The 24,800-nt window shown below is 37.4% G+C and carries 21 protein-coding genes; 3 read left to right on the top strand and 18 right to left on the bottom strand.

The window, feature by feature from the left end:
* Positions 1-16: 16 nt before the first annotated feature.
* The 4 genes from ltrA to drmA all read right to left on the bottom strand — a co-directional run bounded on the left by ltrA (position 17) and on the right by drmA (position 7,783).
* A complete protein-coding gene (gene ltrA, locus RH061_RS10265; RefSeq protein ID WP_311070432.1) occupies positions 17-1,276 on the bottom strand; it encodes a group II intron reverse transcriptase/maturase in 1,260 nt (419 codons plus the stop codon).
* 600 nt (positions 1,277-1,876) lie between these two features.
* Complete coding sequence (locus tag RH061_RS10260) at positions 1,877-2,659, bottom strand: phospholipase D-like domain-containing protein (protein WP_311075837.1); 783 nt, start codon at positions 2,657-2,659, stop codon at positions 1,877-1,879.
* Positions 2,652-4,439 (bottom strand): DrmB family protein, encoded by a 1,788-nt coding sequence (locus RH061_RS10255; RefSeq protein WP_311075835.1) that lies wholly within the window; start codon positions 4,437-4,439, stop codon positions 2,652-2,654. The genes RH061_RS10260 and RH061_RS10255 overlap by 8 nt, the downstream gene beginning before the upstream one ends.
* 5 nt (positions 4,440-4,444) lie before the next feature.
* Entirely contained in the window at positions 4,445-7,783 is a 3,339-nt protein-coding gene (gene drmA / locus RH061_RS10250; protein WP_311075833.1) for a DISARM system helicase DrmA, read from the bottom strand.
* 128 nt (positions 7,784-7,911) lie between these two features.
* On the opposite strand from drmA, the gene RH061_RS10245 reads away from it, so the two are divergent.
* Both RH061_RS10245 and RH061_RS10240 read left to right on the top strand, forming a co-directional pair.
* On the top strand, positions 7,912-9,735 hold the full coding sequence (locus tag RH061_RS10245) for an ATP-dependent helicase (protein ID WP_311075830.1): 1,824 nt from the start codon (positions 7,912-7,914) through the stop codon (positions 9,733-9,735).
* A gap of 12 nt (positions 9,736-9,747) precedes the next feature.
* Positions 9,748-11,196: a 3'-5' exonuclease gene (locus RH061_RS10240; RefSeq protein ID WP_311075828.1), complete on the top strand. Its 1,449-nt coding sequence runs from the start codon at positions 9,748-9,750 to the stop codon at positions 11,194-11,196.
* A 128-nt stretch (positions 11,197-11,324) separates the two neighbouring features.
* On the opposite strand, the gene RH061_RS10235 is transcribed toward RH061_RS10240, so the two are convergent.
* From RH061_RS10235 to trhA, 6 genes are all read right to left on the bottom strand, one after another.
* Positions 11,325-13,067 (bottom strand): DEAD/DEAH box helicase, encoded by a 1,743-nt coding sequence (locus RH061_RS10235; RefSeq protein WP_311075827.1) that lies wholly within the window; start codon positions 13,065-13,067, stop codon positions 11,325-11,327.
* Between the two features lie 274 nt (positions 13,068-13,341).
* A complete protein-coding gene (locus RH061_RS10230; RefSeq protein ID WP_311075825.1) occupies positions 13,342-13,521 on the bottom strand; it encodes a hypothetical protein in 180 nt (59 codons plus the stop codon).
* Between the two features lie 93 nt (positions 13,522-13,614).
* Positions 13,615-13,917 carry a helix-turn-helix domain-containing protein gene (locus RH061_RS10225; RefSeq protein ID WP_311075824.1) on the bottom strand — a complete coding sequence of 101 codons (303 nt, stop codon included), beginning with the start codon at positions 13,915-13,917 and terminating at the stop codon, positions 13,615-13,617.
* 290 nt (positions 13,918-14,207) lie between these two features.
* Positions 14,208-15,086 carry a peptidylprolyl isomerase gene (locus RH061_RS10220; RefSeq protein WP_311075822.1) on the bottom strand — a complete coding sequence of 293 codons (879 nt, stop codon included), beginning with the start codon at positions 15,084-15,086 and terminating at the stop codon, positions 14,208-14,210.
* Between the two features lie 186 nt (positions 15,087-15,272).
* Positions 15,273-17,552 (bottom strand): M6 family metalloprotease domain-containing protein, encoded by a 2,280-nt coding sequence (locus RH061_RS10215; protein WP_311075820.1) that lies wholly within the window; start codon positions 17,550-17,552, stop codon positions 15,273-15,275.
* A gap of 780 nt (positions 17,553-18,332) precedes the next feature.
* On the bottom strand, positions 18,333-18,971 hold the full coding sequence (trhA, locus tag RH061_RS10210; protein ID WP_311075818.1) for a PAQR family membrane homeostasis protein TrhA: 639 nt from the start codon (positions 18,969-18,971) through the stop codon (positions 18,333-18,335).
* Between the two features lie 570 nt (positions 18,972-19,541).
* On the opposite strand from trhA, the gene RH061_RS10205 reads away from it, so the two are divergent.
* Positions 19,542-19,892 (top strand): DUF2200 domain-containing protein, encoded by a 351-nt coding sequence (locus tag RH061_RS10205; RefSeq protein WP_311075816.1) that lies wholly within the window; start codon positions 19,542-19,544, stop codon positions 19,890-19,892.
* Between the two features lie 117 nt (positions 19,893-20,009).
* Here the strand turns inward: RH061_RS10205 and RH061_RS10200 are convergent, their stop codons facing one another.
* The 8 genes from RH061_RS10200 to RH061_RS10165 all read right to left on the bottom strand — a co-directional run bounded on the left by RH061_RS10200 (position 20,010) and on the right by RH061_RS10165 (position 24,694).
* Entirely contained in the window at positions 20,010-20,294 is a 285-nt protein-coding gene (locus RH061_RS10200) for a hypothetical protein (RefSeq protein ID WP_311075814.1), read from the bottom strand.
* A 457-nt stretch (positions 20,295-20,751) separates the two neighbouring features.
* Complete coding sequence (locus RH061_RS10195) at positions 20,752-21,216, bottom strand: hypothetical protein (protein ID WP_311075812.1); 465 nt, start codon at positions 21,214-21,216, stop codon at positions 20,752-20,754.
* Positions 21,217-21,463: 247 nt separating this feature from the next.
* Complete coding sequence (locus RH061_RS10190; RefSeq protein WP_311075810.1) at positions 21,464-21,814, bottom strand: cell division protein FtsK; 351 nt, start codon at positions 21,812-21,814, stop codon at positions 21,464-21,466.
* Between the two features lie 130 nt (positions 21,815-21,944).
* Positions 21,945-22,556, bottom strand: a complete 612-nt coding sequence (locus tag RH061_RS10185) for a hypothetical protein (protein ID WP_311075808.1) — start codon at positions 22,554-22,556, stop codon at positions 21,945-21,947.
* Between the two features lie 94 nt (positions 22,557-22,650).
* Positions 22,651-23,127 (bottom strand): hypothetical protein, encoded by a 477-nt coding sequence (locus tag RH061_RS10180; RefSeq protein WP_311075806.1) that lies wholly within the window; start codon positions 23,125-23,127, stop codon positions 22,651-22,653.
* Between the two features lie 33 nt (positions 23,128-23,160).
* Positions 23,161-23,766: a group-specific protein gene (locus tag RH061_RS10175; RefSeq protein WP_311075804.1), complete on the bottom strand. Its 606-nt coding sequence runs from the start codon at positions 23,764-23,766 to the stop codon at positions 23,161-23,163.
* A 41-nt stretch (positions 23,767-23,807) separates the two neighbouring features.
* Positions 23,808-24,245, bottom strand: a complete 438-nt coding sequence (locus RH061_RS10170) for a hypothetical protein (protein WP_311075802.1) — start codon at positions 24,243-24,245, stop codon at positions 23,808-23,810.
* A 2-nt stretch (positions 24,246-24,247) separates the two neighbouring features.
* Positions 24,248-24,694 (bottom strand): DUF4275 family protein, encoded by a 447-nt coding sequence (locus RH061_RS10165; protein ID WP_311075800.1) that lies wholly within the window; start codon positions 24,692-24,694, stop codon positions 24,248-24,250.
* Positions 24,695-24,800 lie beyond the last annotated feature (106 nt).

Genomic DNA, 24,800 nt, shown 5'->3' with positions numbered 1-24,800 from the left:
GTATACGGCGGTTCAATTAAGTGTGACGTAGAAATTCATATCTTTGATATAGACTTTTGAGCCCTCGATGACTCCAATAAGAGTTATCGAGGGTTTTGTGTAAGATTGGACTTGAGGCAATTCTCCAAAATTTCTTTCTGGAATTTCCCCATTCGTATGCCTTTTGGTCTGGAACGCCAAGACTTTTGAGTTTTCTTACTCTTGTCTTCGGGTTCTTCCATTGTTTCCATTCAATCATACGGAGTCTTCTTCTAATCCACTCATCAAATTCTTTGAATTTACTTGGTGTATCAGCTAATGCAAAATATCCACACCATCCCGTTAGAAATTGATTCAATTTCTCAATTCTAACTTCCATGGGGATTGGTTTAGAACGGGATGTTAACTTTCGTATTTTAGCTTTTAGCCTTTTAACACTTTCGTTGGCTATTCGAACCTTCGGTTTCTTATTAACCGTAAAGCTAAAGCCAAGGAATTTTCGTTTCCACGGGCGGTCAACCGCTGATTTCCCTCTGTTTACTTTGAGCTTTAATTTCTGCTCAATGAAGCATGTAATGGAGTTCATTACTCGTTCTCCAGCTTTCTTCGATTTCATGTAAATATTACAATCATCGGCGTATCGGACAAACTTGTGACCTCTCCTTTCTAGTTCTTTATCAAGCTTATCCAAAAGTATATTCGAAAGAAGAGGGCTCAGGGGACCTCCTTGTGGTGTTCCTTCTTCTGCATCGTAGACTACACCATTTATCATGATTCCTGCTTGGAGATATTTTCGAATTAGCTTCAAGACCAATCGGTCTTGGATTCTGCTTGCCAATATCCCCATCAGCTTGTCATGATTCACTTTGTCAAAGAACTTCTCCAAGTCCATGTCAATCACCCATCTGTAACCTTCACTTATATATCCCCTTGCTTTACGTACAGCGTCATGGCCTCTTCGGCTTGGCCTAAACCCATAACTATGTTCCGAGAAGGTTGGGTCAAAAAGCGGAGTTAAAACTTGGGCGATTGCCTGTTGGATGAAACGATCTATCACGGTAGGTATTCCAAGTAACCTTACTCCACCGTTCGGTTTCGGGATTTCGACTCGACGTACTGGGTTAGGTTGATAGGTACCTTTCCTTAAAGAATCACAAAGGGTGTCCCAGTTCTCATAGAGATGTCTTCGTAGGGATTTTACGGACATTCCATCTATGCCGTGACTCCCTTTGTTCTTCTCCACACGTTTAAGTGCTTCTATTAAGTTTTCCCGTGATAGAATCAGATTCATTAACATGTGATATTTCCTTTCGACGTGAACGTAGAAATCTAATTATGTTATTCCTGCTCCACCCTCATGAAGTCCCCTGTGGATTCACCACTTCCTCCTTCAAGTAAGTCCTTTCGGATTGTCTGCTTCTACACAGGAATTGTATGCCTAGTTCTCGTTCTTCCTAATTGTTCAGTCCTTCCCTTACCGTCTCGAGCCGGTAAAGTACTATGACCTCTGCTGACTTCTGATTGTTCAGCTATCTATTGCTAGATAGGTTACCAAGTGTACTTGGCTTTCCAATCAGACCTCCCCGGGTAAGAGTACAGTCTTTCCCTCCATCTATCTGCTTCATTTACTCTGTACCACCTTCGGCAGTAAGGACTTTGTTTTGTTCTGCAAACTCATCCAATGGTACCTAGCCTTATATGAAGTTCGTGTTCCTCAGACCGGAGGTTTGCCGCTCGCTTCCTTCAGATTCCGCGTCACCGCGGACACCCTTGCGTTAAGCTAACCACTACTACTGCCTTCATGGCTCGGGACTTACACCCTATAGACTGCACCCATGCCGGGCGCACAGAAAAAGAAAACATTATAACGGTATAATGTTTTCTTTTTTTCATTAACTTAAAAGTATCTTTCTAAATGATTATTTCTAATTAAAGAAAGGTATTGATTCCTTATCTCACTAACAACTGTGTGATTACATATTAATACGCCGGTTTCAATATTTTTTTTAAATCCATGATAAGAAAAGTTGGCTGAAGTAATAAGCATTTCCCTTTGATCAACAATTATAAGTTTTGCATGTAAACTGGTAAAGTCTTTTTCCGGACTTCCTTTCCATTGAAAGATATTTAATTTATGTTTCTCTTCTTTCCAGTTGGATACTATTTCCCTTAAATTACTTTCTTTTTTATTAACGATAAAATTAACATTACATTTTCGTTTAACAGCGTTTTCTATACTTTTTAACACATTAAGAACTTCCTCATATTTAAAAGAAAAACTATAACCGACAATTAATATATCATTTTGAGCGGAATCTATTAAATCCTTAACTGTTTCATATGTTTTTAGCGCCATTATTCTTCTATCAAATAAAGGTCCAGTCCATACTGATGATAAACTGGGTTGTTCCTCAAACATCCTTATTGCCAAGTTGCTAGATAAGGATATATCTTCTATAATCCTGGTAGAATTCAGTCTCTTTGAATATGCTTCTTTTAGCATTTCATAAAGAATAATTTCTATATCAAATGGTAATTGTAGATCGGAAACTACTCTGGTATACCCATTTCTCATATCATAATTCTCAAGGTATTCCTGTAGCCTATCCAAAATGACACAATTTTCGTTTTTGATACATGCAAGCACAAATCTATTAAGTTTGTCTTGATAATTATTCAAGTTCGAAAAACTCCCTTTTTGAATTGGAAACAATATCAACTAACAGAGAGCGATCAAGGTACCTATTAGACTTTTCACAAGAAGTTTCCGCAATAAGCATACAACTATGACAAGCAGCACCATTAACATCAGTAAATTGTTCAGCATCATGTTCAGCACATTGAGGGTCGCCAGAACAATATCTTGAGGCAGCAAGTGCACGTGCAAGGATAGATTCAAATTTATCTCTCTTGCCTAATTCAACAAGCCCTCCAAGACTTCCTTCAGAATCAACTGTTGAAGTGTAAATTAAAATTCCTGCTATTCCATTTTCAGAGTCAGAATAAATTCTTTCCTTTAATGCTGATGATGAATATCCTGAATGTATTGTAAGTTCTCTAATTAATGCGTGCGAAATAGTATGAAGTAGTGCATACCTTAACCCAGGAAAAGCAGGAATTGTTTCATTTGGAAAATCCCGTTCCCTAAACATTTTTTTGTGAGCAACTTCCATACCCTGTCCATACTTCTTATTTTTTTCTTCCCACTTTAGTAATCTTTGATCATCAATTGTCAGGAAGATTCCTTCTCCATAAGATTCAACCCCGGGTAGCCAATCTGACTTCTCTTTACTTATCGGTGCTAACTGGATTGAATCATTAATTTCTCCAGAAACAGGATGCTCTGAAAGACGTGCTGTCAAATCTGGTAGTGGATGGATTCTCGTAAAACCTTTTAGTACCATTACCTCCTTCAAGCGTTTCACACGTATAAGATTAGTAATAAATTTATTAAACCTTCTTGGTACTTCTTCTTTTTCTGTTTGAAAATTGATATCATTAACCTGATTATGCTCAGTAAGTAAGGCTTCATATTCCGGAGTTCTAATATCCTGCTCCATATTACTGCTATCTTTCAAGCGTTGGACAATGTCCCATGCTTTATCAAGTCCTATACGTAATATATCTGAATCTCTTTTCATAACCATGTCAAAAATTGGTCTATTATTAATTAATTCTTCATCAGAAAAATCAATATGACTTCTTATAAAATCATCAAGTTCATTAGAATTATGCGGAATCACTATAGAACTCTCAATGGCTGAAAAATATAAGTTAGATGCTCCTCTTAAAAGCAGTTCAGTTTCCTGTTCACATCCTTCTTCTTTATCTCCCAACCATGGTCTTCCTCCTAAACACTTTCCTAATATTTTTTTATTTGATAGTGCTTCGCTGATCGATCTTTCTTTATTACATGTACTACACTTTACTACTAGATCTTTTAACGATCCAGTTTTCCCTTCATCTATTAAATACAGTTTGCATTTTTTAGAATCAGGTTTTGGTCCCTTATGCACATACCAGAACCAGGGAAAATCCTGAATATGTCCATTTTTACATGAAGTAATAAATCGAACCGGGTGAGTTTTAACTTTTGGGCAAGGACCTTTCTCACTTTCAGGGTTTTTACAATATAAAACTCCTTCTTCTTCAAAGAAATCTCTACCATCTCTTTTGCCTAACTTCCTGCAATTAGGGCAAACATGATACTCGGGAAATCGATACGCTGGAATAGTGCCAATTTCATCGTTGTCTTTTACTGGTATTGATTTAATCTGTTTTATCTTCAACTTGCTCTTTAAGCGTGGTTCCTCAATAATAGCTGCTCTTGAGACATCTAAAGTGTTCCACTTATCAATCCCACCTATGATTACTGAAAAATCAGGTAAATCAACAATGGACCCAGGTCCGAAAGTTGTAATAAACTGACTTGGTCTTAATTCTCCAACTTTTTTATTCAAAGGAATCAATCCTTTCTAATGTAGATTCCAGCAGTAGGTTCTACGTCTCTCATTGAATTAGGGGTCTTAAATGTTCCAGAAGCTCGTTCTTTCCCTGAAGGATAAAGTAAGTTTGATTCATTATCTTTTACCTTTTTGGAATAATTCAACACACTTCTTTCTGCGTCTGTTTCCCAATCATCTTTTAGCTTTTCTAAGTGTCTCTCTACTTCACTCGGGTCTACATTCATTGAACGAGCTCTATCCGTGAATATCTTGAATATATTTTCTATTTGTTCATTAACAGTTTCTAAATTGCTTGCTGCATTATTGGGTGAAAGGCTTGGATTGCCAAGTCTAAACATTGAAACCAAAACAGCCGCCAGTCCTTTATCTCGTGCTCTTGATGAAAACGGAGTGACACTAATCGGCTCTACATAACGATATAATGCTGAATGGTAAGCGTAAAATTCTTCGTAATGGGAAATATCCCTCGGCCTTGCCCAGTTATATGAAGTAACTATAAAACCAGGATATTTCCGCCCAACACGGCTTGTTGATTGTATAAATTCCGCTGTAGTTTTTGGTTGACCATTAACTACCATTAATCCCAAACGTGAAACATCCACTCCAACTGAAATCATGTTACTGGCCAATAGGACATCTACAGGTTTAATATCCCCATCGCTATGATATACCTGTTGCAATCTATCAAGAAGTTCAGGGATTTTTCCGGAGTCAATTCGACTTGTTAGTTCTGGAACATCCGGTTCCAATTCTCGTTTGATAAACTTATAAATACTACCTTCATCAAATTGATTTTCAAGAGTTTTCATACGAGCTGGTACGTCATCCTCTATTAAACGTACTGCTCCACCCAGTTCACGCAAACTATTAAAATAACCAACGATCGTTTGATAAGGATCGAGACTATTATGGTCATAGTCTTTTTCCATTGCAGTAACACTTGACAAGAGATTCGCCATAATTCTTAGTAAAGTTGTTTTCATACTTCTTCCAGGAGCAAAGACTCCAACATAAACGCGACCCGGCATTTCTTCAATTGGTCTTTGTCTAGCAAAAAAGGAGTCATTATGGATCAAACCCGGGCTTGGGAAAATTTGTGTATCCCTTTTATATAGTCCCTCGATTTGCTTATTAGCATTTTTTATCGTAGCAGTTGATGCAATTACTTTTGGTCCAATTACTTCATCTTCAAATTCTATAGAAGATAAATAGTCAACAGCTGTTTCATATAATCCCACCATAGTTCCAAGCGGTCCTGATATTAAATGTAGTTCGTCTTGAATAATTAAATTTGGTGGATGAATAGGCTGATTATTAGTAATTACCAAACTTCTAGCAACATTCTTGGCATTATTTTGTTCTATTTTGTTCTTGCCATGGGAAATAAAACCCCAGTGATCCACTTCTCCTTTTACTTTACCAAACAAATTTTGTATCTCTGGCTGCCATGGCATTCTTGCAAATTTATCAACAGTCGCAATAACCATGTCCGGTAAAAGACGATATATTTCCTCATCGGTAAGCAATACGGGTAACCCTTCCCCATCCGAATTATGTCTATGGAATGAGCAATTTCTATTAGGGCAAGAAATCAAAATTCTTCTTTTTTTGTCCTTAGCTTTATAAGCACTTAAAAACACTTTTGGATTATCCTTGTCGACCAGCTTTGTTCCACACCATGGGCAAGAAACTAACTGAACTGGAGTACCTTTAATATTGCTAGAATAACTATCATTATTATTGTTCTTTATAGCTTCTTCTCTTGCTGAAATAACTTTCTTTGCATCGTCATAACTATTAGGCACACTGCTATCACCCACCCAGAGGCCGATTCTAAATCTATTTTCTCCCCAGTTTTCAGGTGACTCCTTTCTTAGCTCTTCGCATGCACAAATCATAGCAGTTGCCCTTTGGAATTGTTGAATTGTTAAAAGTCTCAAAGTATATCGCATTATGACTGACACCCCTGCATCAGTACGATACCCTTCAATGTTACTCAATCGTCGATATCCAATGGTAAATGCCGCTAATCCAAGATATGCCTCCGTTTTACCTCCACCCGTTGGGAACCAAAGAAGGTCTGCGATTTTTCGATCATTAGAACTAGGATTCACAATTCCTTCAATGTTTTGAAGGAAAAAAGCAATTTGAAATGGCCTCCAGAAAGATTGAACTTTATCAGGTGATATCTTTTTTTCAATAGCCTCACTATGGGATCTTTGTTTAGCCATAACTTTATTTGCGAATATAAAAGCTTTGAATACATCGGCGTCATTCTCTATTTTATTCAGACCCTTTTCCATCCTATCGACGGATTTATCGCAATTATCAATATGTTTATTGGCCGTTTCAACATATTTAGATTCAAGTAGATCTATTTCATTTCGTCTTTGTCGGATCCATTTTCTATATTCATTAATTAATGGTTGTAAGGCTTCTCTAACTTTTGAAGGATTTTCTATAACCGAAAGTTCCTCCATGTTTAAAGTACCGCCCTTATTCCAATCTGGAGGTATTACCATCGGTATTTCGTGAGCAGGTATGATCTCAGTCTCAAGATATCCGGCCTTAACGGTTTCTTGATTGACCTGATTCCACATAACAGAAACATTATGTCCTACTGCAAAAACTGATTCGTTTCGGTATAAAAGCTCATTCGACTGAGTATCATCATCTTGAAAGCCCTTCTCATTATCTGAAAATGCATTACGAACCATTATTGATTCAGAACTTTCACTTCTGACTTTGATTTTTGGCTGGAAGACGCATTTATGATCAATCTCATATTCATCTACTTCTTGCACATACCTATTAACTAAAAACAGACTTACTGCAAAACTATTTTTATATTCTCTTACAATCCATTCTAGTCGAATTCTTTCTTTTAATTCTTGATTGTTATTATCATCTTTTAAAATACTTTTTGAATGCTTTTTACCTAAATCTTTATGTAAATCAATTGTATAACTCTTTAATTCTAACGGGATTCTCTGCCAGTAATTATCATCTAATTCTTCGTACATTCCAAAGGTGACATCTACATTAATTTTCGGCTGTGCTTTATCTACTAAAAAAGATATTCCTATTGCAGATGGATTCATTGCTTTTGCCAGGGGAGCAATTTGTTCAATTGATTCCTGAGAGGTTTCTTTTCCATGTACCAATTCATTTTCATCTTCTATAGAAGCTACACTGGATTTCATTGGCCAGAGTATTCCTGCAAGATACCTCTGTAAAGGTTTATTCTCCAGTTTTTCTTGATCTATCTCAGGTCCAACCAACTCGTTCCTTAAGCGATCTAACAATTCTTCACGAGCCTTCCGAGTTTCATTACTCAATTACAGCACCTCTTTCATCTACAAGTTAAGTAACTAATACTATTCTACCAAAAAAATATACTGTAAAACTTATATATTTGGTAATATAAAGGTAATTATGTCGAATAATATTATTGAGAGGAAAAATTATGGGTGATTTATTTAGCTATTTGAACGAAGAACAAGCGCAAGCTGTTATTTCAAATAAAAAATATTTACAAATTACCGCTGGTCCTGGTACAGGTAAAACAACAACTATTGCTGCAAAAATGCTTTTTTTACTAAGTGATAAAGGCGTTAGTACTGATGACATATTAGCAATCTCTTTTTCTAGAGCTGCTAAGTACCAACTAATTAAAAAAATCGACGATTTATCAGATATTCTTGGGTATGGAGGAAAACCTCCGATTTTAACTTTTCATAGCCTTGCATACAGAACAATAAAGTTTGGTATTCACTATGAGGAATCCCGGTACAGATCAGGTTTTAACATAATTCATACTGAAGAATTTCTTAATTTCAGCCAGGACCTAATTAAAGGCCTTTGTCCTCAATACACAGATAGAGATCTTGTAAATTCAGCATTGTCGAATGCATATAACTTGATTAGACAGGGGAATAAACTCGAGGAACAACCACTTAACGATTGGAAATGTATTCCAAAGGATAGAACATACCACATAAATATGTTTCAACATGGTCGGATATTAATTACATCTAACGATTTAGTGGCATTTTGGAAAAGAATAAGTGTAATTGAAAAAATTAAGAATGTTACGGATTATCAAGGTCTTATAACGGAAGCTACACGCCTATTAAAACTAAAATCTCACACTTTGCATAAAATTACATCTACCTTTCAGCATTTATTTGTCGACGAATACCAGGATACTTCGCTAGCACAAGAGGCATTTTTGTACTCATTATTACAACCGCATCATTCCCTGACAGTAGTTGGTGATAAAAATCAAACTATATACACTTTTAATGGATCCAATAGCAAAAACATGGATCGATTCATTAATCACTTTTCAGCTTATGATCCTAACAATTTTGACTTTGTAAACCTGGTTAAAAACTATAGATCTACAAAGAATATTATTCAGCTAGCAAATCACTTTATTGAGGACTCTTCAATAAAGCCGGGTAATCCACTGAATGGATTAGCACCACACGTGGTAGAAACCCATTCAATAGAGCTTGCTGCAAAGTTTATTGCAAAAAAGGTAAAAGATCTTATTGAAAATGAAGGTGTTTCACCAGGAGATATATGTATCTTGTACAGAAAAAATTCTGAATACTCTCCACAAAAGACATGTGTATTAGAGCAGCTATCTCTTCATGAAAATTTACCTGTATCTTCCTTATCTAAAAAAATTAATAGTGAATCTCTATTATCTCGAATACTGAAAATAAAAGATATTTACGAAGACGAGCCTCTTGATGAAGTTATTTCACTTCTTAATGATAAAGACGATGGTATTGTAGATTTCATTAAAGAAGCAATGGAACAAGGAGCTTATGATACTGACGATCTTACTGACTATATAGTAGAAGTTCAAGAAAATTACCAGGTAGAAGAAGAAGACTCATCAATTACTATAAAAACAGTTCATGATGCAAAAGGTTTAGAGTTCCCTATTGTTTTTGTACTTTATCTTGGAGATAGAGAATTCCCTCATAGTAGTCAGCCGGATATTGAGGAAGAGAAAAGACTATTATACGTCGCACTAACTCGAGCTAAAGACCAATTATATGTAATTGGTAAAAGAGGTTATGAATTTGAAAGTTTCTTAGATAAGTGTCTTCATTCCAATGTAATCCATGAAAGATTCCACAGTGAGGTTAATGAAGAACATAGTTCTGGAGTATCAGAAGATGATAAATTACTTATAGATCAAACAACAAAGGAACTTGAAATTTTAGAAAAAGAAAAGCAAGAAGAATTAGAGAAATTAATGGAGTTATTTTAGGGAGGATTATATATGGCTGTGTCTACCATAAAATTAACAGATACTCAGCAAAAGTGTGTTACCTTTCAACCGAAGGGAGACCTTCTTATACAAGGAATTCCTGGAAGTGGTAAATCTTCTATATTATTGGCCAGAGCGAAGTTTCTAAAAGAAAAGAATTCAAAAGATACAGTAACTGTATTAACTTATAGTAACGCACTTACCAATTATGTCCGGCAACTTTCTCTAAAAATGCATTCTACTCCTCTTACTGCTAAAACCTTTCATCAGTGGGGGCAAGAAATGCTCAGGTATACGGACTATCCCCACACTCGATTAATTGTTGGGGATTTACGTAAAGATACGATTAAATATGCAAAGAATATTGTAAATAAGTATTCTAGTAATGTTAACTTTCCTCAAATGAAAGAAAGTAAACGGCAGGATATTGCTTTACTTACTTTTTTGTGTGATGAGATTGAATGGATTAAAGGTTCAGGTATAGCGACAAGAGAAGAATATCTTTCGATAAAACGTTCTGGAAGAGGTACGGATATACGTGTATTGAAGGAGCATCGTAATACAATTTATGATGTACTTGAAAAATACAATGAACTCTTAAACAGAGATCGAAGAAGACAGGGTATTGACGGAGATGACTTGGCGAGAATTCTTATAGAAAAGTCCCATCAAATTCCTGAAAATATTAAGCCCGATCACATTCTTGTAGATGAAGCACAGGATTTAAATACTATGCAGATAAAGGCTATTAGTAAGATGGCTAAAAAAAGTCTTACAATTGGTGCTGATAAAGGTCAACAGATTTACAGGAGAACTTTCAGCTGGAAACAGGCAGGTGTTGATATTAAAGGCTCTAGAAATATTTTTCTAAAACAAACCTTTCGGTCTACGAAACAAATAATCCGTCTGGCAAACCATTTTCAGGAACAAGATAAACTATATATAAAAGACGAAGATTATCAAAAAGCTCAGGAACCAGAAATTAATGGTAAAGTTCCCGAATTAAAAAAGTGTGAAAACAGAGAAGCAGAAAGAGCCCATATTCTCAATCAAGTTAGAAGGTTAAGGGCCTCATTCCCTAACGATACAATTGGTATCATTGGCTTTTCACATGATAACCTGGATGAAATAAAAAAGGTACTGGATGATAAAGGTATTCCTGTATACAGAGTTAAAGACAATGAAGTTGATATAATTTCACCTGGAGTAAAATTGATTACATTCCAATCATCTAAAGGCTTAGAATTTGACCATGTCATTGTAACTGACCTACAAAAAGGTAAAATGCCTTATAAAGCCCCCTCCCCTGGTGAGGACGAGAATGAATTTCTATCTCGTGAGCGAAAGAAATTTTATGTTGCTATGACTAGAGCGAAAAAGACACTCACGATTGTTTCAATAAAGGAATATTCATCCTTTATAAATGAATTGAATAGTGGATATTTCCATCTAATTGATTAAGAGTTCTTTTTCAACATAAAAATATAAAAACAGACTCTTGGGTCTGTTTTTATATTTTCAGAGACGTATAACCACTGCAGATTCTGTTCTTATAACTAGAATTGGGGCTACAAACTGGTCTCCGTTTATCATATAGGCTGATATTCATTTGTTTGTGGTTCGCTGTCCCAAAACTCATTAAATCGGCGATAGGCGAGCGGTTTCCCAAGTCTGGTCAGATTATCAGCAAAATCTATAATCGTGCATGTATCTGTCCCACCAAACCTAGGTCCGCGTAAACCTCGTCCTACAATTTGTTCATATAAAACAACACTAGTGGTTGGCCGACAAACAACAATATATTCAGTTTTTGGCGCATCGAATCCAGTTGTCAAAACACCATAATTCAACAGGAATTCGATTTGACCCTTTTTGAAAGCGTCAATATACATCCTTCTTGTAGCCTTGGGAGTATTAGCAGAAATAACAGCTGCCTTCCGACCAACTGCATTTAACACCGAAGCGAGAAATTCCGCATGTTTAACAGTACAAGCATAAATAAGTGTCGGTTTTCCCTCAGGAATATCAAGCAAATGTTGTATAATTGTTCTGTTTCGACTTTCGTCATTTGCAAGAACTTCCAGGAACTCAGATTTAAAGTCTCCTTCAACTTCTTCAACGTCATCTTCATTGATTTCAATACTGCTTCCAGACTGATATACAATGTGTCGTGGTTTGGCAAGATACCCTTCATTTCTGAAGTAGAGCAATGGATTTTTATAATAACGGCTGTCAGGCGGAAGTTTAGGTTGAATTAAATATGCCTGGAATTGATCCACCAGCATGGTAGTTTCCTCATTGCTTCTTCCTGGCGTAGCTGTTAGGCCGCAAATAGGAAACAACTCCGGTCCGCATAATTCCTCTGACTTTTTCAACAGTGTACGATAGATAGGTGCTACAGCATGGTGTGCCTCATCAATAATCATTGCTCCACAGTTTTTTAGTAGTTCATTAACTACCTTATCTTCATTCATTATCCTGGAATAAAGCTGTTGTATACTAGCTACGACCACCCCACCAATCAACTGATCCTCCTGGATTCTTTTACCGGCAAAGTATCGGTAAATCCGCAACGATTCAGGAAACTCTTTTTCTTGCCACATGTCTATAATGCAGGAAATAGCTTGCTCACATAGTTCCTCGCTCTGTGCTATCCAGATCAAATACTTTCCTTCCGAAAACCTTATCTGCATCCATTCAATAAAACTTTCAACAGCAACCCGTGTCTTTCCACCGCCGGTTGGCAAGGTAACTACACACCTAGTACGATCTCCTTGTCTATTTAATACCTCAAGCATCCTTTCTTTCAGACCAAACTGAAAGTCGGCAAGAGGCGGCACCGGTTTTCTGGCCTCTATATCAACAACTGGTTCTGTAGAAGATGATTTAGGAATTGAAATCCCGGAAAAAACCAAAGGAAAACCCAGAGTTTTTACAAAGTCACGTGGCCATGCACCACCAACAATCCACTTCTTCTCCGACAACGGCTTTATCATATAGGACGGAGAATTGATTGTTCGCCCCTGGGCAGGATTCCGCTTATAAAGTTCCTCTAAAGCATCGGTATTAAGTTGACGCAGCAGATGACTTCTAAGTGAACGAATAGCTTCGTCGTGTCCGGAAAACAGGTAAACCCCTTTTTCTATAATTAGCATTCTAGTAAGCTCTCTGATTTCCACTTTATCCTTATCCAATGAATGTAAAATGGAATTTAAATTAATGAAATTCTGGTGCCCAAACATATCTTTAATAATTGAATCAGGAACATTATATTCATCCAATAATAAAGTAAGTGTTTGTTCTATATCCTTTTCAGATGGAAAAGCGTTCATTGTCATTACCCCTAATTAATATATCTATATAATTCTATTGTATAAGAAATAGGCAAAAATGCATATCCAATATCTTGAATAATCACTAGGAAAATTCTTTAAGTAAAAAAGTTCTTTTTTTTGAAAGAAATCCTTATCCAGACTAGGAAACCTAGTATTCATTTTATGTAATTCCTAGGCGGTTGCCTTTTTCCTTTGTTTCATCCTATAAAACGGATTTATCCAAATATAAATAAAGGTAGTAACCAAAATTTCTGATTACTACCCTTTTGTATCATTTATAATGATTCAACTCTAGATAAGCGCGTTGATACAATACCAACATCGCCTTTTTGGCCGCTCTCCTCGCACTCCTTTTATCAGTCCCTACCCCAATAAAATCCTTATAAGGCGGCTCTTCCTGGCAAATCGTCACAACTACTTTGTAATGGTCTGAATACTTAATCATTTCCATCTCAATCTCATCGTTATAATCATTGACGAATTAGGATACTTTTCGATCAATAATATCTACTGTCTGCATAGTTACCTCCAGTGGGATGGGAATCTACTGCTTCTTATTTTTTTGCATAGCCTTTATTTCTTCTACCTCTTTTGTGGCGCTGATAAGGTAATTTTGGTTTTCTTCTACTTCACTAATTTCCTGACTCAGTTCCAAGTATGTTATGCCGAATGCTGCGGCTAGTTTGTACAATGTTTCAAGGGTTGGACTAGATACATCTCTTTCCAAATTGCTTATGTATTTTCGATCAAGCTTGCTTAATTCTGCTAAATCTTCTTGGCTTAGGAAATGTTTCTTGCGTAACAATTTTAGTTTGTGGCCGAATTTAATGGTCTGTTTCTCTTCCAAGGTGGTTACTCCTTTTTAAAACCATTAGATACCTACGGAAAAGCGTTGAACACGCACTATAATGACCATTTGTTTACCTTGTGCAACATTTATGCAGAACAACAAAAAAAACGACAGCATATAGCTGTCGCTGGTTTAGACAATATTATGTTAAGGTGCTGCTTGGCTGGTTTTTTGATCTATTCTTCCAGAAAATTCATTTATATAGGACACCATTAACTATGTATTTGGTGTAAAGTACAACGATAATTCTCCCAACTACGCTGAACATTTTAACCTTGGGCGGATGGTTATTTAGGTTCCACATCCTTAAATGCATCCTTAAAAGCAGCTTCTTCAATCTCAATTTCTTTATTCAAGTTGTTTAATATCTCCTGGACCGGTTTTGCGTCTCTACTCATAAGCGCCTGTTTAATTTGATCTTTCACATCGCTTAATGGCGTTTCCTTTATCTCTGTAACTTTAATGATATGATAACCAAATACGGTCTTGACCGGCTCGCTCACTTCACCTTTTTTCAATTTCATAGCCGCTGCAAGAAATGTCGGATCCATTTCTTGACTTCGCCCGGAGAGATAACCCAAATCCCCGCCTTCTTCTGCAGACACTTGATCAGTTGATTGTTTCTTGGCCAATTCTGCAAAATCGGCTCCATTCTTTAGCTCCTTTTCTATTTCTTTAGCAGTTGACTCATCATCCACGAGAATATGGCTGGTTCTAACCTCCGTGTATTGATCTTTATGCTGTTCATAGTAATCCTTTATTTGTTTATCTGAGACTTCCACCCCTTCTGTTGTTGCTTTAAAGAAATAAAGGGATTGTTCGATATGATCCTTTAATTCTTCTTCGTTATTAAAGCCCTGTTTTTGCAGGAACATCGTATATGCTTCTTCATCACCGACCTGTTCTTTTATTTCGCCCAGCCGCTGGTTCACTTCTTTTTCAGATACCTCATATTTGCCTTTTAAAATTTGCATATAAACCAGCTTTTGGATCAATTCTTTTCCCCGCTCGGAATTTGCCACTTCTTTAAATAGATCATCTTTTGAGATATTTCCGTATTCCGTTGTAACAAGTAACTCGGGTTCTTCTCCTGAAGTTAGAGTCGAACAGGCACCAACTAAAAACAACAATGATAAAACGGCAGCAATTTTGATTATTTTAATCAATTATCTTCACTCCTATTTTTGACAACTTCCTAAAATCATTGCTACTAGCACCCTACCTTATATTTAGTTTACTGATTATGAACCAGCTTTAAGGAGGCGGGACAGTCTGATAACTGTCCCAGCCTTTTATTTCCCCCATATTCTAATTCCATCACAGGCATTGGAAAGGTGATCTTTGAACCTAGCCTATTCCCAAACCTCAACCATTGAATCAGCATATGCTTTCAAACTGGTATACGCTTTGGCAGAAATTTGATCTTCTTCTTTTTTGAGTTCTAGGAATCTTTTAAAATCGTTGATGTGTTTGATAACCTTATCGGCAGATCCTTTCTTTTCAAATTGCCCCACCGTTTTCACATGTGCTTTCAATGCCTCTGCTGTACCAGCTTTGATAGACCCTTCATTTGCAAAGCTATCAATAACAGAGCTTATACCTGCTGCACTCAGGCTGCCAGGCAAGAAATTCGAATCTGTAAAGCTTTGATTAGCGTCTATCTCTGAAGTGGCCGTAAAGGTGAGTTTGGCTGGTGCTGTCTTGCCTTTCGGTATTTTTACATAAACCGGAACAGCAACGGTTGCTCCTGGTTCCACCGCAATTACATTGTGATCAAGTTGAACGTTCCAATCATCACCTGCCGAAGCATTGACACGAATAAGGTCCTTAGCTTTACCGGTATTTGTGACATTAAAGTGATAGACTGCTACTTTGTCCTCTACAGCGGGCTCTACAGTGCCTGCGCTAACCTTTACTCCTCGATCAAATGCACCTGCGCCTTCCGTGTTTCGGACGGCAACCTGATAGCGGAGTACCCCATCCTTATCTTTTTGTTTCCCTAAAATGTAGAAATGAAGTTTATTGTAAGGATCGATATACTCACTGACAACACTGTCTTTGTCAATAGAACCATCAAATTGTCCGGCAACCAAGCTTGTCCCATTCCCAGCTTTGAATAAAGCATCGAGGGTTTGGCGTGGATCACCTTTGGCCACCATCGCTGTGGTGCCGTCAGGTCTAGTAAAGTCCTTCAGATTGATATCCTCAGGATGTGAATCAACTACCCAGATATTCGGGGCAGACTCCGCATTTTTCGTCTTGGCAATCAAGACGCCAGAATCAGCTGCGAAAGAATCCGAACCAACGCGGTCTACCACTTCAAGGGTGTAGTTATTGTACGTTCGACCGGAAAGAATATCGTTCCGCCAGTCACCGGCCAGGTAATCTGTTGGTGTAGAATCGTCCATGCTGATATTGATGCCATGGAGTCCGGTTCTGCCGAAGTTACTGCCAATTGGTGCCTGACGTGCGGTAATATCTGCAAACACCGGTCCAGATTCCTTTAATTCATCACGGTTTAGCTTCAAGACCTCATCATCGGATACAAATCCCTGTTTCATCTTATTACGAAGCATATGCGGTGCCGGTATAGAAGCGCCAAGAGTAGATGGAATCATCCAGCGAGTGTGCGTTCCGCCAGGACCATTGAATGAGCCGCGGCTCATCGTCTCCCAATAACCAGAATAGGTTCTAGGGTCAAGGGATGCGTTATTGTAATTATCACCAAGACCGCGGAGATGGCCAAATTCGTGAGCAAATGTTCCCATGCCATCGCTTTCGCCCTGGATTGAGACACGAATCCTTTTGCCATTTATTTCTGCACTAGATGCCGCCGACCAGATCGTTTTGGCTGCATACCAGGAAGTCCAGGGGACATAACGAGTTTTTGCCCAGTTCGGCATGTTTTCAAATCCAGGTAAGTCCGGAGGCCCAAACGTATCAGATACCGAGTCTTGATTAAGAAACATCATTTCGCCGAATTCTTGCCATACGGTTGATTCGTCATAACCAGCATGTACGATGAATGCAAAGTCATATTCTTCTCCAGCAGCGGCAATGTCAGCTGCTGCTGCATTTACGCCATCCTGAAAGAGGTTTCCACCACTATATTGAGGTGGAAGTGAGCCCGGATTCATATAGTTAAGCCCATACTGAAATTCATTTTTATCCAAGCGGTAGGGACCATAAGAATCCAAGGAGACGCCCCATTTTCCTTGCGAATTCTCTTTCCAAAAGCCATCAATCGTCTGATAGTTGTTGAGTTTGCTAGGGACATTCAGAAAATCCTCCCACCATTCCCCAAGTTCTTCACGAGGAACAGCATCCACTTGAGGATTGCCGGCAATCTCTGAACCCTTTGGTTGGGTCAAGATAAAATCCTGATCCGGAAAGTCGACCAATATCAAGGCACCTTTAAGTTCTGTTTCTGGTTGAATATCCGTTGAATTCCAATCTATGCCCGGTATTGCATTATAATCATTCCAAGTCATATCATCTGGATTCACCCATGCCTGGGGATCCACAGGGTCGGGCAATTTTTCCAAACCCGGTTCCTCAGCAAAAGCGGCTGTTGAAGAAAACGAAAGCATTATAGTGGTAGTGGCGGCTGCAATTTTACCTATAATCTTCAAATGTATTCTCCTCCTAATAAGAAAAAGTCCCTACCTTTTTATGTAGGTTAAAAAGTTAAATTACCTAAAAGATTTCGTTATGTCGCCATTTTTCATCGTTATAAATTCTTTTATCGCCTCCTTTCCCAGCTTGATGCGATCTCTGGCTTTATCACCTCCCTAAAGTTCATTCACCGTAGGCATAATAGGAAATCGTGCAAAATATGCTCTGTCTGGAATCTGGGAATCAAAGAATCTTAATCGGAAGTTTGCAAGGTGGGGAATTCTATTGATGAATTCATAAAGGATAGTTTGATTGAAAGCTTGGTGTTAATTCGAATTTTAATTTTACGAATATTCCGAAATTAATTGGCGTGGGTTTATATATCTTCACAACAAACTTGTCCTAAAGCTGTATTTTTAATCTATTACGTATTTCGAAATATTTACACCTTCTATTTCTGCATAAAAATTCGCATTCCTTCAAGTTTATTCCAAGGATAGAAAAACGAATCAAAAGACCCAATATTATCCTGTAGTTTTTAACTTCGGAGTAGCCAAAAAGAATTAGTAAATCTAGGTCCATAATAAAATAAGCCCTATCCCTCAAGGATAAGGCTTGTAATAACTTATACAATTTTTATACATCTTTTAAATGGACTACAGCTTATGTGAACCACATATGCAGTAAATCATCTTCCTTAACTATATGCTTATGAAAGCACGATTTTCTGTGGCCGGCCTTTTTATATTCACATGAAGCATTCAAAACGCCTCCAAACCCAGGGAGTTTATTTAATTTCACGGCAACAAACTCAAAACCGCAAAAAAGTGCATGATTGATCCTGCTAAAACAAATATATGCCAAATTGCATGATGGTAATGGAATCCGCGCCAGACGTAAAAGACCGCTCCTACTGTATACAAAACTCCACCGATTACCAGGAACAGCAGTCCTTGTGGAGATACATTCTGTGTCAATGGTCCCCAGGCAAAGACGATCAGCCAGCCCATGACAACATATAACACGGTGGAGGTGTGCAGGAAGCGTTTGACGAACAATGATTTAAATACGGTTCCTGCGATGGAAAGGCCCCAGACAATTCCAAACAGCGTCCATCCTAATGCTCCTTTTACAGCAATGAACAGGAACGGTGTGTAGGTGCCGGCAATGAAGAAATAGATGGATGAGTGGTCCATGACTTCAAAGATGTCCTTTGCTTTGCCAGGCGGAAAGCTATGAACGAGTGTTGAGGATGTATATAACAAAACCATGGTTGCCCCGAATAAGGTGAAGCTCACGACATGCCATGCCGTTCCGTACAGGGAAGCGAACACGATCAGGATGACGAGGGCTGCGATGCTTAACAGTCCGCCGATTCCATGGATGATTGCGTTGGCGATTTCTTCTCTCTTCGTAAAAATATGTACATTGGCCATACTTTTGACTCCTTTGCTCTAATCCGTTTCTTCTATTATATTAGACCATTAGTATATCACCTATGACATTGATTGGTGAAAGGATATGGAGTCAGCTTTATTGGATGGCTCTGAACACGTAAAAAAAGCAGAGAATCTCATCGCCCTGCTTTCATTCACCTTCTTCTCCCTCTCCAAACACCCAACTGAAAAACAATTCCTGTATAAGTAACGAAAATCGAAGTGGAAATGATGACTTGCTGATGATTAGACCAGATGTGCAGAATGGTTTTTTGAAGATTGTCTGTGAGATGCAGATAGTAGATATACACCAATAAGAAGGAAAGAAATACTAAGAAGGCAAAGCGGAACATACGAAGGAGAGAACTTCCTTCGTGAAAGGTTCTGGGAATTCTACTTCCCTTGTTGGAAAGCACTGTCTTAGCCATCGACCACACCCCTTGCTTCATTATGCTTTAATATTCTTTCTCACCAGGTCAATTTCCTTTGATTTCGCCAATAAAATTCACATTTGTACACGCCAATTCTTCGTACTATAATGGAGAAAACGTTTCTAAGGGAGTTTGGATCTTGAGCAAACATAAAATCTATTCAATGAGTTTCGCAAGTGTCTATCCACACTATATAAATAAAGCGGAAAGAAAAGGACGTACGAAAGAAGAAGTCGACGAAATCATCACTTGGCTGACAGGGTATAGCCAGGATGAATTAGAAGCAATACTGGAAAAGCATACAGACTTTGAGACCTTCTTCGCAGAAGCTCCTAACATGAATCCTTCAAGGGAATTGATTAAAGGTGTAATCTGTGGAGTCCGAGTGGAAGACATCGAAGAACCAACCATGAGAGAAATTCGTTACCTGGACAAGCTGATCGATGAGCTGGCAAGAGGAAAAAAGATGGAAAAGATTTTGCGGAAATAAAAGATGGACACTGACCTTAAATATAAAGGTTGGTGTTTTTTTGCAAACTAGCTAAATACCAGCGTAAATTTTTTTATTCATATTAATTGCACATTGAAATGATCTGACAAGAAGTCATTAGTTCTTTCGTTTTCGTTCTAAAAATATAGGTGCTATATTTAGTAAGATTGATATAATTGTCAAAAGCCAAAATGCCCTTGCCATACCAGGTATTACATCCGATAAAGCCGCCCAATCTTCTGCTTTTACCCACCGGGTTAGATAACTGTAATCTGCACAAACTGTTAAAGCTGTAAATGATAATGCCATCGCCATAGCGAGATTATAATCCTTACCCGCTTTATACATATAAAGATTTATTAAAGTTGCTACTATTGCAATAACCCCAAATATTACCCACATAACGATACCTCCATATACTCATGTGCCACTGGTTGTAAACTATTGCTAAAATTAACATTTCACTTAATTTAATTTATGTTTTTTTAATGTCTTTTATCAGCGGCACTTAGTATAAATAAGATGCCAATACCCCAAAAAATCGCTTGTAGAATTGCCGTCCATTTCCCAACTGGGAAACTAAACAACACTATTGGACTTAATAATGTTACAGATATAACACGGGTAAAGCCCAATGAATATAATCCTTGGAAGCAACATTTCCTTGATAAACTTTATAAAACAATATATGAATATCCATTTCCTTACCCCTTACAAGACGTTTAATTGGACAATTAATAATGTATGTTTAACTAACCTCAATCGTTTGTTTAGTAAGGAATTCAACAAAAAGGTTCCTAATCCTTCTTAGATCCTCGCACACGTTAGTTCAATTTGAAATTATAATAACGGAAAACTATCAGACAGACAAAACGATAAACTCTAGTTCCATTTCTGCTTCTGCTTTCGAACGATAAACCGCCATTTTATCATACGGTTTCAATTTGTCTTGCCATGATTCTATATTACGCAGAAAATCTTCTCCGTTTTCAGAAATTATCAAGCACTCTAAATTCCTATTGATATAACAAATTGGTGCGTCACTTCCCAAATCAAATTGTTGGCCAACAGTTCCGATAAATCCACCTTTACTATCTTTAGCCATAATATCTACATATGGAACCGTATAAAATTCCAAATGTGGAATATCATCGTCAAAGATAAATTGAATATCATAATCGTTAGCATATCTTTGATACTCCTCATTTTTATGATAAACACTCATAGGATAAATTGTTGTACCTGCTAGTATAACCTCCGTATCTGTTAAATTGACATTTATGGCTCCGGTTAATTCTGTTCTATCCAGATAAACTTTTCGCATCTCAGCCTCCGTTTAATCTTATATTAACTTGAACAATCGTGAGAGCATTGGAATTCCAATATAACCTATCAAGATGCCAACTATTAATACCCAAAAGTAGCTCCATTTCATATAACTTTTCATTTTTCCCCTTCACCAAATCCCCTATTAAAGTCTCTTCTTAAACAAAACTGCTTCTTATGTACAAAAATAAACTCAGCGAAGCAGTATACCTACCCGGATTTTTTCACAAATAAAGACAGCTTGGCTAGACTATTAGCTCATGGACTACGCCACCTAAATTCATAAATAAGCCTATTAAAGCCAAAGAAACGCCTATAATAAAAGTCCATGGATTATCTTCTTGATCTCTATCAAAAGTTCCATATGTTAAGATACAAAAGATGATTGTTATTATGGGAAAAGCAACATAAATTGGTCCAAAGGCAAAAGATACTCCACCCATAAACATGGATATAATGCCAAAAGGGTTTTGTCCCTTAATACGATTTATATATTCCCGGTCTGCTTCTGAAATCCCCTCATGATCTTCAAAAAATAATCTCTCTTTAAGTTTTGTCATTCCAAAGAAATCACTTACCCTGTTAAAGAATGTCATAAGTCCCCCTATTCTAACCTTAATGAATAAACATTCTCCACGAAATAGCTATATTGGATGAAATCTGCCCCTTAATGGATAATAGATTGGACATCAACTAGCTGGATTTTTTAAGAACATCATTAACTGATTATTCAATATCATCCTCACCCATCTCGTATTCAACTACACTCATTTCTACGCCCTTGGGTAGAGTTTTCTCTATATCCTCCATTGTTCGGAAGATCGGATGATTTGAAATGATATCTAATCCATCTCCATCATACGTTATCCAAAATAATGTTGTATCCCCCTTAAATGTAGCCACTAATATATCCATTGTTTTTCGTCTAAAGATTGTATTTACTTTTCTTCTGTCACTACTAAAAATATCTTTCTTGAGTGACCACACAGCTAGATCGTTCATACTGCCAATAGCATAAAAATATGGGAGGAGCACACCAAATTGCTCTTCATTTCGCAAAATAAACTTATTATAGGATTCATTTCCTATTAAAAACACTGAACAGTCTATTTTATATTTTTCGATCAACCGATCTATTTCCTCTTGAGTATGAAGATCAAGAGTGACGACAGCATAAATCGGAAACTGATTTAATTCCTTCATCCAATCAGAATAAAAACCAGTGGGATCCGATCCACAGGGATCAACTTCAACGGAATATATATATTCTCCATCTAATTCAAATGGAAAGTGCCCGCTAAAATAGTTTTTTGGCAAATATCCAACTTCTATCTTCATACTATTACTCACCTATTATTTACTATTGTAATTTTCACCTAAAGTGTTTTTTTCTTGTACAACTATGCAATAAGCGACTGTGCACTACGCCTAATCATTCCATATACTCAATTAACTCTGCTGGTACTTGGTCAAAAATGTAAACCTCCGGGTTATTAAATGGTCTTTGCGCCAAATACTCGGAAAGAGGCATCATGCTTCTCCAATATTTCTTCACTAATTCCTCTTTTGATGGCAATCCATCAACAAAGTTCCCTTTGCTTCCATCGTATAGATCCTCAAGGTGGGCAAATAGATCACTCGATATCTCGAAATTAAAAACTAAGATCTTATCACTGAACACAGGAAAACGAAAATACGGTTTTTCGTAAGGTTCCAAATCTGCACCGAAAGCAATTTTGAAATCAATCCATTTTGGTGAATTTTCTGGTCTGAACCTTTCTGTTAGTTCCGGAAAGAATCTCGCGCCTCTTGAATACCATTTTGAGGCTGTTCTATGGTCCAATCCTTCTTTTAAAATCCTTTGCGGGGATATACTTAAGTTATGATCATACCTATGATATAAAAACAAAAGGTTACCTCCATTATTATTCACAAATTCAAACTAAACCTGACAGCACTTTAACAGATATGATAGCAACTCAGGACGTTTTTTAGTGATAAAAACATCTTCGATCGGCATCACTGCATACCAGGAACGGTCATCTCTATCAGCTAATACGGGTTTGTCATAGACCAAATGAATCCTTAATCGTTTATCAATTTTTATGTATGAAGCTAACTCTTTATAAACCTTCTCCATTTTGTCGTGATCAAACACGGCCTCAATGGCGATTTTTCCATGAAAACCATTCCACCAGGCTAGAAAGAACTTCACACTTTCTGAGTATCCGAATGATCCAGATTCACTGTTTTGAAACAACTTTTGATACAGTTCTTTATCCAACTGAAATACTCCATTGTGGTCATACATATAATCTCGAGAATTCTTTTGAACAGATGCCTCCCAGACTTGCGTAAAAGTTTCTTCAAACTCTTCCTCTAAGATTCCCCACGTTGAAGTATTTACATATGGGAATAATGGCATTACAGCTTCTGTATTTTTGCTGTTTAGATAAATGTTTTGGATCATTAATAAGTAATTTAATGAATAGGGGGCATTCACTTCCATCTCGAACCCGCTCTGGTATTCCTCTTCGATATTTGGCATATTACGATCCTCCCTCTTTCCTTTAATTCCTGCCTTCCCGGCTAAACTCTCATATCCCCGAACCTTTTTAACAGTCCCCGACATTTCCCTCTTAAATGACCGAACCACTCACTCTTGATTGCTTCATCAAAGCACCAGAAGATGAAGGACGACACCAAAGCTGTAAAAAAGAAGAAGCTGTTGTTCCATACACTATTTATCCAGTTTCCGTTTGAAGCGTCAAATATGAAAGTAGGTACGGCAACAAACAGCGCCCCGAGTAAAATATGAAGGAATCCGGCAGCTGCCATTCTATTTACCCCATCTGTTCTCCGCGTGAGAAAATCGGATAGTATTGAAGACGGAATTCCGTAGATTAAGATGATCGGCAGGATATACATACCAAAAAATAACCCTATCCCTGATTGATCCAGAATCGAGAACAAGATCACCAGTACCACCGTTGCGCCTATAGCAGAGACTAGTTTTCTTATGAACATTTCTATTCCCCCTTTCTGCAAAAAAACGGACCAATCCATCCTTGTTCATGAGTGACGACAAATGTCCATTTATAGTCAAGATCGACAACATACAAATCTGCATACTCACCATCGGCCCTCAAAAGATCTTTCGCCTTCAAATCCCATGCATCCTTAACCAGCCACACCTCATCTGAATGCTGAAAAAAAATCAGGCAAGTATCTTTATATTGTTTGTGGAATGCCTGCTCCGCTTGTTCTTCCTTTTCGCATTTTCTTTTTTCATAACTGAACAGATGCCACAGAAAACCGCTGGCTCCGCCTTTATCATGAAGAAATATTTGTCTTTTTTCCTTAGAACTTAAATGTGAAGCAAAAGCAGACTCCCATTTTTGCCTTAAATCATAGCCGAAGTCTTCTGCCTTACTGATTTGAATTTTTTTACTTTTTAATTTGTCATAGAAATCCATGGGATTGCCTCCTGATTTACATGCCTTCCTAATCATTCTCCTTTTACTTATGAGAATCCTCTTATGAATTGTAACTGAAAGTTGAGGTTGTGTTTATTTTCATCGT

It is taken from the genome of Mesobacillus jeotgali, from assembly GCF_031759225.1.
Taxonomy (GTDB): Bacteria; Bacillota; Bacilli; order Bacillales; family Cytobacillaceae; genus Mesobacillus; species Mesobacillus jeotgali_B.
Note: the sequence above shows the minus strand (reverse complement) of the source record. Positions and strands in the feature narration are given on the sequence as shown.